Origin of the sequence: Pseudonocardia acidicola (genome assembly GCF_012911935.1) — a bacterium.
Lineage (GTDB): Bacteria > Actinomycetota > Actinomycetes > Mycobacteriales > Pseudonocardiaceae > Pseudonocardia > Pseudonocardia acidicola.
On record NZ_JAAXLA010000011.1, the window covers coordinates 1 to 11,446 of the forward strand.

At 72.9% G+C, this 11,446-nt stretch carries 12 protein-coding genes and 2 pseudogenes; 9 read left to right on the top strand and 5 right to left on the bottom strand.

What is annotated here, in order from left to right; all coding sequences use genetic code 11:
- The 4 genes and pseudogenes from HF526_RS08175 to HF526_RS08190 all read left to right on the top strand — a co-directional run.
- Nucleotides 1–329: pseudogene (locus tag HF526_RS08175) on the top strand (bifunctional DNA primase/polymerase); the annotation flags it as partial.
- A complete protein-coding gene (locus HF526_RS08180) occupies nucleotides 326–616 on the top strand; it encodes a hypothetical protein (protein WP_169380745.1) in 291 nt (96 codons plus the stop codon). The pseudogene HF526_RS08175 and the gene HF526_RS08180, both read left to right, overlap by 4 nt.
- A gap of 89 nt (nucleotides 617–705) precedes the next feature.
- Nucleotides 706–1,389, top strand: a complete 684-nt coding sequence (locus HF526_RS08185; protein ID WP_169380746.1) for a hypothetical protein — start codon at nucleotides 706–708, stop codon at nucleotides 1,387–1,389.
- A 22-nt stretch (nucleotides 1,390–1,411) separates the two neighbouring features.
- Nucleotides 1,412–2,512 (top strand): hypothetical protein, encoded by a 1,101-nt coding sequence (locus HF526_RS08190; RefSeq protein WP_169380747.1) that lies wholly within the window; start codon nucleotides 1,412–1,414, stop codon nucleotides 2,510–2,512.
- Nucleotides 2,513–2,546: 34 nt separating this feature from the next.
- Here HF526_RS08190 and HF526_RS08195 read toward each other — a convergent pair whose 3' ends face one another.
- Nucleotides 2,547–3,161, bottom strand: coding sequence for a hypothetical protein (locus HF526_RS08195; RefSeq protein WP_169380748.1), 615 nt, complete (start codon nucleotides 3,159–3,161; stop codon nucleotides 2,547–2,549).
- A 160-nt stretch (nucleotides 3,162–3,321) separates the two neighbouring features.
- Between HF526_RS08195 and HF526_RS08200 the strand changes: the two genes are divergently transcribed.
- The 5 genes from HF526_RS08200 (at nucleotide 3,322) to HF526_RS08220 (ending at nucleotide 8,232) form a co-directional block, all read left to right on the top strand.
- Nucleotides 3,322–3,510: a hypothetical protein gene (locus tag HF526_RS08200; protein ID WP_169380749.1), complete on the top strand. Its 189-nt coding sequence runs from the start codon at nucleotides 3,322–3,324 to the stop codon at nucleotides 3,508–3,510.
- 371 nt (nucleotides 3,511–3,881) lie between these two features.
- Nucleotides 3,882–4,250, top strand: coding sequence for a cupin domain-containing protein (locus tag HF526_RS08205; protein WP_169380750.1), 369 nt, complete (start codon nucleotides 3,882–3,884; stop codon nucleotides 4,248–4,250).
- Between the two features lie 1,019 nt (nucleotides 4,251–5,269).
- Nucleotides 5,270–6,268 (top strand): extracellular solute-binding protein, encoded by a 999-nt coding sequence (locus HF526_RS08210; RefSeq protein WP_169380751.1) that lies wholly within the window; start codon nucleotides 5,270–5,272, stop codon nucleotides 6,266–6,268.
- A complete protein-coding gene (locus HF526_RS08215) occupies nucleotides 6,269–7,105 on the top strand; it encodes an ABC transporter permease (protein ID WP_169380752.1) in 837 nt (278 codons plus the stop codon).
- Nucleotides 7,069–8,232, top strand: coding sequence for an ABC transporter ATP-binding protein (locus HF526_RS08220; protein WP_169380753.1), 1,164 nt, complete (start codon nucleotides 7,069–7,071; stop codon nucleotides 8,230–8,232). Before HF526_RS08215 ends, HF526_RS08220 begins: the two co-directional genes overlap by 37 nt.
- 57 nt (nucleotides 8,233–8,289) lie before the next feature.
- Here HF526_RS08220 and HF526_RS37320 read toward each other — a convergent pair whose 3' ends face one another.
- The 4 genes and pseudogenes from HF526_RS37320 to HF526_RS08235 form a co-directional block, all read right to left on the bottom strand.
- Complete coding sequence (locus HF526_RS37320; RefSeq protein ID WP_420821602.1) at nucleotides 8,290–8,520, bottom strand: aromatic-ring hydroxylase C-terminal domain-containing protein; 231 nt, start codon at nucleotides 8,518–8,520, stop codon at nucleotides 8,290–8,292.
- Between the two features lie 553 nt (nucleotides 8,521–9,073).
- Nucleotides 9,074–9,497: pseudogene (locus HF526_RS37325) on the bottom strand (IS110 family transposase); the annotation flags it as partial.
- A gap of 67 nt (nucleotides 9,498–9,564) precedes the next feature.
- Complete coding sequence (locus tag HF526_RS08230) at nucleotides 9,565–10,059, bottom strand: translation initiation factor IF-2 (RefSeq protein WP_169380754.1); 495 nt, start codon at nucleotides 10,057–10,059, stop codon at nucleotides 9,565–9,567.
- Nucleotides 10,060–10,287: 228 nt separating this feature from the next.
- Nucleotides 10,288–11,115: a nuclease-related domain-containing protein gene (locus tag HF526_RS08235; protein WP_211176940.1), complete on the bottom strand. Its 828-nt coding sequence runs from the start codon at nucleotides 11,113–11,115 to the stop codon at nucleotides 10,288–10,290.
- Nucleotides 11,116–11,446: the final 331 nt, after the last annotated feature.

Consider the following 11,446-nt stretch of genomic DNA (forward strand, 5'->3'; position numbering starts at 1 on the left):
CGGCGCCGGCCGCGCCGATCGTGCTGCCCACCCAGCGCGCCAGCGCCTACCTGCGCAAGATCCTGGAAGCCGAGGCCGACCGGGTGGTCGCCGCCGTGCCTGGCACCCGGCACGCCACGCTGCTGGCCGCCGCGCGGACCCTGGGTCGGCTGGTCGGGGGCGGGGCGCTCAGCGCGCAGGAGGCCCGCGACGCGCTCACTGCCGCGGCCGCCGGGCACGTCGGGGTGGAGGGCACCACCCGCGCCGAGGTCGACCGGACCATCGCCGACGGGCTCGCCTACGGCGCCCGGCTGCCGCGGCGCATCGACACCACCCGCAGCGCCCGGTGAGCGCCGCCCGGTATGTCGCCGAGGCGATCGGTCCCCGCCGGGTCGGCGGGGTCTACCGCTGCGGCTACTGGGGCATCACCTACCGCGTGGAGAGGATCCACACCGGCCCGGGCGGCCCGATCCCCTGGTCGGAGTGGGCGATCGCCGAGCCCGACCTCGACGGCCCGATGCCGGGCCGCACCCGCACGCACTGCACGGCCTGGGACCCCGGAGTCGACACCGAGCGCCCCGACCCTGGCCAGCGCCGGCCGCCACCGAACGAACGACAGGAGGGAGCAGGGGCATGACCATCGTGGCGAGCGCCGGGCCGCGGGCGGCCCGGCGCGCCCGCCGGTGCCGGTCGATCGGCCCGGGTGCGGTCCCTAGGCTGTTGCGGGTGCCGACCCCTGAGCGCCGCGTCCACGAGGGCCGCGCGGTGATCAACCGCGCCGAGCTCATGCGGCAGCTGCAGATCGGCGAATCCACCGCCGAGCGCTGGTATCGGGAGCGGGCCGAGAACGGCCACCCCGAGCCGGTGCACCGCGAGGGCCGGCGGCTGTACTGGGACGAGGACGAGCTGATCGGTTGGGCCCGCGACTGGATCGCCCGCGACGCCGAGCCGCAGCAGAAAGTGGTCGAGGGCCGGGCGCTGCTCAGCCGCGCCGAGCTCGCCCGCCGGCTGAACATGCGCGAGCAGACCCTGGCCGACCTGTACGCCGCACGGGAGACCAGCGGGCACCCGGAGGCGGTGCACCGCGAGGGCCGGCGGCTGTACTGGGACGAGGCCGAGGCGATGGCCTGGGCGCAGGAGCGGGAGGCGGCGAAGAAGGCCACGCTCACCTCGGTCGATCGCAGCGGCGAGCCCGACGAGTTGGTCGACGCCGAGGAAGCCGCCCGGCTCCTGGGCTACGCCAGCCCGCGGACGATCACCAGCTATCTCGCCCGCAACGTGGGCTACTTCCCTGACCCCGACGACGTCGAGGGACGGCGCTGGCACCGGCGCACGCTGTGGGCGTTCGCCGACCGGCGCTCCCGTCCTGGCCGCGCCGGCCACGCCAAGACCCGATCCGACCAGCGCTAACCGCCGCGCCGGGGACGAGACCATGTCGCTGACCAGTCAGCTCGCCCGGGGAGACCTCGGCCGGTGGTTCGCCCAGACGATGCCCGGCACGACGGCCGTGGCCGCCGAGGTGGCAGACGCCGCCGCGCGGGTGCGTCCGGTCCGCCCGCAAGCCGGGGCCGTGCTCGGGGACCGGCATTGGGCCGACGTCGGGGGCGCGTTCGGCGCCCGATTGGCCGCGCTGGTGCAGGCCGCCCCGCCCTACTACGGGCTGTATGGACTGGTCTCCCCTGGTCTACTGACGCTGCGGGCGGCACACGAGATCGCCGCCGGCTACCCGTCCCACGCCGCGCTGACCCCGGCCGAACAGCTACGCGCCCTGGACATGCGCCCGACCCCGGCCGGCTGGCGCGACCTCGGCGGGGCCTGCCCGGACCCGGACCCGGATCCGCCAGCGTGGGGTGACGCTGTGTTCGCTGAACTGGCCGCCCGCACCCGCGGCTACCACGACCGGCACGCCCCGACCGGCGCGGTCGGCGCACCCGGCGCCGAGGCCGGGCTGGCCCGGGTCTACGGGCTGTGGTCGGCGTGCGAGGACATCTACCGCTCCGGCGTGATCAGCGAAGAGCTCGAGGAGCTACTCGACCTCGACCGACCCACCGTCGACCAGTTGCGGGCCGCCACCCCGGTAGCGGTCGTGGACGAGCTCGTCGGGCTGACCCGGCGGCTGGCCGAGTCGGGCAGCCTCACCACGCTGCGCGGCTGGGCCGGGAACCCGGAACAGGGGCAGCCGCTGGGCTGCGCCGGCCCGGTGTTCGCGACCCACTGGGCCGACGGGGACCTACTGGTCGGGGACACCCTGCTCGACGTCAAGACGGTGATGCGGGCCGACCACCCCGACCGCACCGGCCGGTGGCTGTGGCAGATCCTGGCCTACGCCTGGCTCGATACCGCCGGCGACCGGTACCGCATTCGGGCCGCCGGGCTGTACCTGGCCCGCCACGGCGTGCTGCTGCGTTGGGGCGTCGACGAGCTGGCCGCCCGGCTGCTCGGGGACGGCCGCGCGGTATCGACAACGCAGCACGAGTTTCTGGAGATCGCCGCCCGCGCCGCGACCAGCGAGGGTGCCCGCCTAGCGGCTTGATCGCCGCGTCAGGCCGGGCGTTACACCGCGGCTCTCATGCGCCGAACCTCCACTCCCATCCGCCGCTGCCGCCGAAGAAGCCTGGCCGGAATGTGAGCGTGCCAGACGTGCTGCGGGTGTCGAGCACGATCGACCCTCGGTACTTGGATGCTGGGGTGAGGGGATCGGTGGGGAACATGTCGCTCGAGCGGAGACAGGAGAATGACGGCCCGGACGCGACCGACGACTCGGTCACTCCGTCTGGTCCGACGACCGCCCACTCGCTGGGGCTGATCGCGTACCCGGCGTTGGTCTCCATTGCGGTGGTGGTCTCTGCGCGAATGTCGACCCGCACGAAGTGACCGTTCTCCGGCTTCTGCGAGTACGAGGCCTCGCACTTCGGATCAACCGTGATCTTGTCAATGACGAAGGTGACCTCTTGGGTGCTGCCGTCGGCTGTGGTCCATCCGGCTGGCTGGCCGACCTGCTTGATGGTCAGGCCACGTTCGGACTTCGGCAATGCCGCCGCGGTGGTTGTTGGCGGTGCCGCGGTCGGAACGTTGGGCGCGGGGGGGTTGCTCGCGGGCGGGCTGTCGCTGCAAGCGGTGAGGACGAGAGCCGCCGTCGCGACGGCGGTGCAGAGCAGGGTGTGGCGGGCGGCGCGGCGCATGCTTGATCATCGCCGCGTTTCGCGTGAGCGTTATGGGTCGGTCGCCGGTTTATCGCCAGATCGCCAACTTTGTTGATCAGGGCTGACGAGGCGGTGACTTGAGCAGTCCCTGCGAGGCCCGCACGACCTGCGTCCGCACCGGGTCCGGCACTTCCCGAAGGTGCAGCGCGAGGACGGCGAGGACCTCTGCCACGGTGAAGGCGATGTTCTGCCGTTCGAGGCCGGCGTACTGCTAGTGGATCGCGTGGTGGCGCAGCCATCGGCCGGTCTCGTCGATCAGAGCCTGGCCGGCGCGCAGGGCTTCGAAGCGGCGGCGCTGGTGCTCGTTCACGGGGGTCTGTCGCGGTGACTCACTATGACCACCGACCCAGCTCAGCCTCCGCCCCGCCGGTCGGCTCTCACTGAGGAGGACCTCGAACACGCCCGCGTGCTCACCCGCAAGGCCCGGCCCATCGGCCCTGAGCAGGCCGTGGTGATTCGGGGGTCTTCGGGGCCCGCCGCCCGGGCGATCAACAAACCGGCCCGCAGGCTCGAGGGATGACCTCAAGGGGAACTGAGGGTGAGCGCCGCGGGTGACGTTCGTCGAGCCCGCCTCGGCGATAGGGCGCGCTGACCGAACTGGGCGCACCGGTCACGGTCACCGCCCTGGCCCCCCTTCGCCGAGACCACCGCATGCCTGGCCCAGCTCGCGCCGAGCCTCCACAGCTGAGAGAGACCGTCATGAACATCGTCGACGTTGCCGGCGCACCCGCACGGCGGGCCCCCATTCCCGACGGGCCGACGGTGCGGCCGCTTCTCGCCTCGGACAGCGGGGCCCCGGTCGCGGTCCTCCACGTGACCCTGCCCGCCGGCGGTCGCCTGCCCGAACACGACCACGGGCCTTCCCACGTCGTGCTGTTCCCACTGCAGGGTCAGGTCCGGCTGCATTACGACGGCAACGACCACGACCTGGGCCCTGGAACCGCGACCCACATCCGGGTCGGCGAGCGTGTCAGCCTCGCCAACCCGGGCCCTGACCCTGCCGAGCTGCTCGTCGTGGCCGCCCCGCCCGACTTCGCCGCCGCCCTTTCCGCATGGCCGACCGTGTAGTCCGGCGCCCGGGACCGACCAAGGGACGCTGCATCGCGGCTGCGGCGCGGTACCGGAAGCACCGGCGGGTCTGAGTTGGGTACCGGCGCCGGCGCCGCGGGCTCGGCATCACGGCGGCCGAGAGCTTCGGCAGGGTCGTCGGTGACGCTGCCGCTCAAGAGCGATCTTGGGACGTGTCGCAGCTGCTTTGTTCTTTATTGCTTGCCCGTCGGCATGCTGCGACGGCGACGCCGCATGCGCTGGAAGCGCTTGCCGCGCGGATTGACTACTGATACCTCACGAGACCGGACAGGCCGAAGTGCTCAGAGGGCCCGCATGATGTGGTGGCACGGCCCGGATGGCTACCGGCCCGCGTTCCCACATCCACGAGGCGGCCTACCTCACCCAGGATCTCGACGCGGCGCTGGCGATCACCCGCAGCCGACTGCGTGCTGGCGAATGCGCCGATACAGACCGGGGCCAGCACCGGAGAGGGCCTGCGCCGTTACCTCGCCGAGGACGTCCTGCCGCACGTGCCCGCCGACCTGGACTTTCGTCGCGTCTCCCGGATGGTGGACCAGCGCCGAGTCGTCGAGGAGGCCGTCGTCGGTTCACCCACGACCGGGAACTGCCGTGGCTGCTGCCGGGTGTTGCGCCGACCCACCGGCGCGCGCAGGTGGCCGCGATCTCCGTCGTCACGTTCCGGCACAAGGCGAATCCCGGTGTCGTCGAATCGCGGATCTCCACCCACCGCACGCTGTGGGACTACTTCGGGCTGCTGGCGCAGCCGGGCCTCGACCCCGAGTGGGATCACGCCGTGGGCGGCGCGGCGCCGGTAGGCGTGGCTGACGGTGGCCACCGTGGTGGCCCCGCTCCGGGCCAGGTCCCGGACACTGGCCAGCTCGGCGCCCGGCGAAGACCTGCCTGGCGGTGTCGGCGCCGGGCTCGAGGTAGCGGGTCATGGCTGTCCGCGACGTCCCCGTTCGGGATAGCCTCGTCCAGCTCTTGTTCGGTTCTGGCACCGTACAGAAGGGCTACAGATGCGACGTGGTCCCCGGTTCGTGGTGGCGCTCGCGGCGCTGTGTGTCGCGGCGCTGCTGGTTTCTTGCGGGTCGTCCGCCTCGCCCGCTGCCCCCGGCACGGCGACCGCCTCCGGCGCCCTCATCGTCAACGGCGCCGGCACCTTGGCGGCGCCGTTCGAGCAGGTCATCGCCGCGTTCAAAGAGCGCAATCCGGGGGTGACGGTGCAGTCGCGGTTCGCCGGCAGCGTCGAGTTGATCCGAGGGATCACCGAGCTGAACACGCCGGTCGACGTGCTCGGCGTGGCGGACTACTCGCTGATCCCGGCGAAGATGTTCGGCGCCGCCGGCGGCCGCCGGTTCGCCACCTGGTACGTCGGCTTCGCCTCCAACCGAATCACCTTCGCCTATACCGACCGCAGCAAAGGCGCCGCCGGGCTGACCCCCGACAACTGGTATCGGGTGCTCGCCCAGCCAGGGGTCCGTATCGGCCGCTCCAACCCGGACACCGACCCGTCGGGCTACCAGGTCCTGCAGATGCTCGCGCTCGCGCAGGCTTACTACCGCGCCCCGGACCTGGCGGCCGGGGTGCTGGCCAACTCCCCGCCCGCGACCCTGGTCGGCACCGAGACTCAACTGCTGCCGGCGCTGCAGTCCGGGCAGATCGACTATCTGGGGATCTACCGCTCGGACGCGCTGCAGCACCGGCTGCGCTTCATCGACCTCCCGCCGCAGGTCGACCTGTCCGACCCGGCGCAGGCCGCCACCTACGGGACCGTCAGCACCCCGACGTCCTCGGGCGCCCAGACCGGGAAGCCGATCGTCTACGCCCTCACCGTGCCCAGCGATGCACCGAACGCGGCGCTGGGGGAACGGTTCGTCGCGTTCGTCCTCAGCCCGGCCGGGCAGCAGATCATGCGCGACAACGGGTTCACCGTGCTCAGCCCGCCGGTCGCCGGCGGGCGGGTGCCCCCGTCGCTCCAGCCGATGACCACCCCGGCCGCGCTGCCCGGAGGCTGAATGCGGCCCGCAGCCGACATCGCACCGCGCCGACCGTGGCCCGCGGGGCTGTTCTCGGCGGCGCTGTGGCTGCTGAGCGGGCTGTTGCTGGGCTTCATCGCGCTACCGGTGCTCCGGCTGGTCACCGCCAGCTCAGTCATCAGCCTCGGGCACGCTCTCACCGACACCGACCTGCGGGCCGCCCTGGTCCTCAGCGTGCAGGACGCCGCCCTCACGGCCGTCCTCGCGACGCTGCTCGGGGTACCGCTGGGTTATCTGCTGGCCCGCCGCAGCTTCCCCGGCCACGCCCTGGTGCAGGCGGTGGTCGATCTGCCGTTGGCGGTGCCGCACACCGTCGCCGGGATCGCGCTGCTGTTGGTGTTCGGGCGAGCCGGCTGGATCGGGGCACCGGCCGACGCAGCCGGGGTGAGCTTCTACGGCAGCCAGGCCGGGATCGTCGCGGCGATGCTGTTCGTCAGCGCACCGTTCGCGGTGAACAGCGCCCGGGTCGCGTTCGAGGCACTCGACCCGAACATCGAACGCGCCGCGCGGAGCCTGGGCGCCACCCCGGGGCAGACGTTCCGGCGGGTCAGCCTCCCGCTGGCCTGGCGCGGGGTGCTGACCGGCACCGTCCTGGTCTACGCCCGCTCGATCAGCGAGTTCGGCGCGGTGGTGATCCTGGCCTACTACCCCGCAACGGCCCCGGTGGCGATCTACAACCGGTTCCTCACCTCCGGGCTCACCGACTCCGCCGCGGCCGCGGTGCTGCTGCTGGCCGTCGCGCTGGCCACCTTCCTCGTGCTCCGCACGCTGGCCTCGGGATGGCTCGTGGCCGGCAACCAACCGGCCCGGGGCTGATCCGGGTGCTCGCGATCTTCGGACTCGTCACCCGGGCCGGGTCCTTCCGGCTGGGCCCGGTCGACCTGGTCGTGCCCGACGACCGGGTCCTGGTCGTGCTCGGCCCATCCGGTGCCGGCAAAAGCATGCTGCTGGACACCATCGCCGGGTTCCGGGCCCCCCGGCACGGGCAGGTGCGCCTGGGCGGGCGCGACATCACCGCCCTGCCCGCCGAGCAACGCCGGATCGGGATGGTTTTCCAAGACGCTGCGCTGTTCCCACACCTGTCCGTCCGAGACAACGTCGGCTTCGGCCCGCGCCTGCGCCGGCGCAGCCCGACGGTCGATGACCTGCTCGATCGCTTCGGGATCGCCCACCTCGCCGACCGGGCACCCCGTTCCCTCAGCGGCGGGGAGCGTCAACGCGTCGCCCTGGCCCGGGCCCTGGCCACCCAGCCGGCCGCGCTGCTGCTCGACGAACCCCTTACCGCGCTCGACCAGCCCGTCCGCGAGGAGCTGCGCGACGTACTGCGCGGCACGCTCCACGACCTGCAGGTACCAGCCATCCACGTCACCCACGACCGCGACGAAGCGCTCCGCCTCGCCGACGACCTCGCCATCCTCGACGCCGGGACCCTGCGCCAGACCGGCCCGGCGAACCACCTCACCCGCCACCCCACCGACGAGGTCACCGCCCGCCTGCTCGGCTGGACCGAACTCGGTCCAGCCCACCGCGACATCGACGGTCTCCACGTCGGCGAGCTCCCGATCGACCACCCCGCCCCGATCCTGCCGGTGGCCGCACTGACCGTTTACTACCGGCCCGAAGAAGTCGTCATCGGGCCAGCAGCCGAAACGTCCGAGGCAGCACTGCGCTGCCATGCCCGGATCGCCCACGTGCTGCCCACCCTGCCGCTGGCCCGAGTGCAGCTGCACACCACCCCCACGATCACCGCGCTACTACTGCACCGCGAACTCGAACACCTGCCCCAGACCCCCAGCCTCGAAGTAGAGGTCGCGATACCACCCCACGCCATCCGCGTCATCAGAACCGGGGGAACAGCCGGCACCAACACCGCCCTGAACAGCGCCACATCACCATCACGGTGCCCCTCGGAGCAGCACACACGGATTCCTCATCATGACTGAGACATCCGGGCGCAATGACCGACGACCCCGACCACCAGGGCACGTCCCGGCGATGGATCATTCGCGAGGTCGAGGGCCCGCTGGGCCGTCGAGACCCACTACATCGACCTGTACCAGATGCACCGGCCGCGCGACGGCGGTGTCGTCCCAGGTGGCAGCGGGCTGACGCCAGGCGATGTAGCCGTCGGGGCGCACCAGCAGCGCCCCGGCTTCGCGGATCTCGCGGATACGGGCCCAGTCCCGGTAGGGGTCCTCGACAGCCCTGTCGCCGATGACGACGGCGCGCAGGAAGGCAGGCCGAGCTTCGCGACGGCGCGCTCACAGGACCGTCCGGCGAGGCCGGTCACGAGGGAGAACTTGCCCTTGCCGGTGACGTCGAGGGTGGAGATCCGCTGCCCGTCGGCGTCGACGAGCCAGGTGTGCCGGAGCTCGGCGCCGGGACGGGTGGTGGCCTGCAGATAGAGCTGCGGGTCCCGGGCGAAGGTCTCCTCACCGACGCTGGGGTCGGGCGGCATCACGCGATCGCCACCCGCTTCGACCTGCTCGGCACCGGCCCGGCCGGCAGGCGCTGCACCGTGCTGCGGATCGGCTGAACGCCGGCCACGACCGAAACGCCGGGAACCCAAAGGTCCCCGGCGTTTCCCCATGCTCAGCCGCGCGCCGCCGCCGGGTGGGAAGGCGCCGCGTTTCGGATCCGCCCCGGGCCAAGCGCCGAGCCCTGGCCCGCTGCGCGAGATACAGACGCAGAGCACATAGGTGCGGCTCCCCCGCCGGGCGTTCGCCCAGGTCAGAACCGCATCGACGTCAGCGCCGATGATCTCATGGTCATCCGAGGGCACCCGTACCGAAGGCAGCTCCCCGATCCGCAACAACCGCGCCAGCCACTCCGCATCACGCCGGTCGGTCTTCACCCGATCCCCGGGCGGGCGTTCCAGCTTCGACGGCGCCACCACCTCACACCGCACCCCCGCCGCGGCCAACGCCCGGGCCAGACCGAACCCCGTCGGACCGGCCTCATAGGTCACCGCCACCGGCCCCGGCAACGATCGCACCCAGTCGAGGATCGCCTCGGTCCGCGGCGACAACCGCAACGTGACGATCTCCCCGACCTCGTTGTCGATCATGCAGCCCACGACTGATCGGGCGTGAACATCCAGGCCCACGCACGTACGCTCCATCAGCACCGGCGCCTCCCGTAAATGCGGCACCGCCACCCGCCGTGACGGTGACCCGCGCCAACTTACGAGCGAGGCGCCGGCCCTCATACGGTCTAGTCGTGGCCCCCGCGCGCTAGACCCGTGAACCTCGCCGGCCGCAGTCGGCGGGCGCCGGTCAGCCGGCGACAGGGGCGGGTGGCGCCGGCTCCGGTACGGGCGCCGCCGCCACCGGCGCGGTGGCCATGGCCGCCGTCGGGGTGGCGTTGGCACTGGTCGCGGCGTGTCCCCGGTGCTCCCGCAGCAGCGCGCGGACCCGCTTGACCGGCAGGTCGAACAGTGCGGCCAGGTCCTCGGCGCGCCGGCCGAGGGCGTGTAGCTCGGCGAGCACCGTGGTCTGCCGCTGTTCGAGGGCGGCCAGCGCGGCCGCGGCGTCGTCCCGTACGGCCTGGCGCTGGCGGTCCAGGTCGGCCAGTGCGGCATCCCGGCGGGTGATCACCGCGTCGGCCTCACCGGCCGCCGTGGCGTAGTCGGCGAGCGCGGCATCCTCGCGCTTGCGTCGCTCGGCCTGCTCGGTGTCGAGCCGGTCCCGCGCCGCGGTGAGCCGCTGCAGGCGGTCTGCGCCGGCGTCGGAGCGGCGGGCACGGCGCGGCCGGGTGCTGTTGGAAGTCATCGTGGGTCCCCCATCCCTTGGTGATCATCCCTGTCTGGGTGAGCGTAGGTGGCGACCAGCGCGAACGCCTCAAGTTTGTGATCGCTGCGAGGGGGAGACGGGCCGTCGACCGCTGTGCGGGCGGGCCAGGCCGGAGCGAGAGCCACCGGAGCGGGCGGAAGCGGGCCGGAACGGCCGCTGAGGCCTCCAGCCGGGAAGCAGGCCGGCACGCCGCTCCCGATCTCCGCCTCATCCGCGCCACGTGTCGGCCTGGCGGGCTACCGCGTAGAGCTCGTGAACCCGCTGGTCGGACAGGGTGCGACGGGCGTGGCGCAGTGCCCGGGGCAGCTGCGGAGCGGGCACGATGAGGACGCCGTCGCGGGTCTGGCGGCGGCCGGTGACCCGCGCCCCGACTACGGCGGTCACCGGCCGTACCGGCACTGGTGCACCGCCGGCGGCGGCGGCCAGAAGCCGGGCCGCGCGGGCGGCTTCGGTGAGGGCGTTGCGGGTGTAGAACGTCGCGGCCCCGTTCACGGTGACGACGTGGTCCCCGACCCACACGGTGGCCCCGGGGTGATGCTTGGTGTTGACCGTGGCCACCCCGGCGGGGCCGAGCACGACGTGGTCGATGTCGGCGCCCTGGTCGCCGACCGGGACCGCGTGCAGCACGTGCCAGCGCGTCGAGCGGTCGGTCAGCCGGGCCCACCACGGGTCGGTCAACCGGCGCAGGTGGCGGGCGGTGATCCGCTCCCCGGCCGCGCCCACCCGCCAGGCACGTTCGCGGGTGCGCAGCCCGAGCAGCCGGGCCAGGGCACTGCGGATGGGCGTCGCGGCGCGCAGCTCGGCGGCGACGTCGGCGGCCGCCTGCCCGGGCCGGTCGGCCGGCAGGTCGTGCCCCTCCCCCGCGGGTGGCGGCCGCCGCGCGGTGGCGGGGCCGGCGGCCGGTGGGCCGCCGTGCGGGACCGCGAGATCGGCGTCTGGGTCGTCGTCGAACAGCCAGTGCGGCGGCGGGGCCGGTACCCCGGCGGCGGCCCGGACCGCACCGTCGGCCGGCTGCCGCGGTGGAGCGATATGCATCCCGATGAGGTCCGGGGAGAAACCGGTCCCGCCCAAGGACGGCGGCGGGCCCGGTTGAGCCGGCGCCTGCGGGCCGGGCCGGTCACGTAGAGCCGGTCATGTCCAGCGCGGCGCCAGCGCCACACCCTGTCTCGCCCCTCACCCATACGCCTCGTTGCCTCTCCGAACGCCTCACACGCCTCTACAGGCTCTCCAATCGGCCTTCCTGCGCTACTCCGCCTGCCGCACTTCCTCACCCGCCAACCTGCTCGCCAGCCTGCACTGGCACAAGCCAGCACAAGCCCAATCAGCCACAATGGACCTATGCATTAGTTAATGATCTTGGTATGGT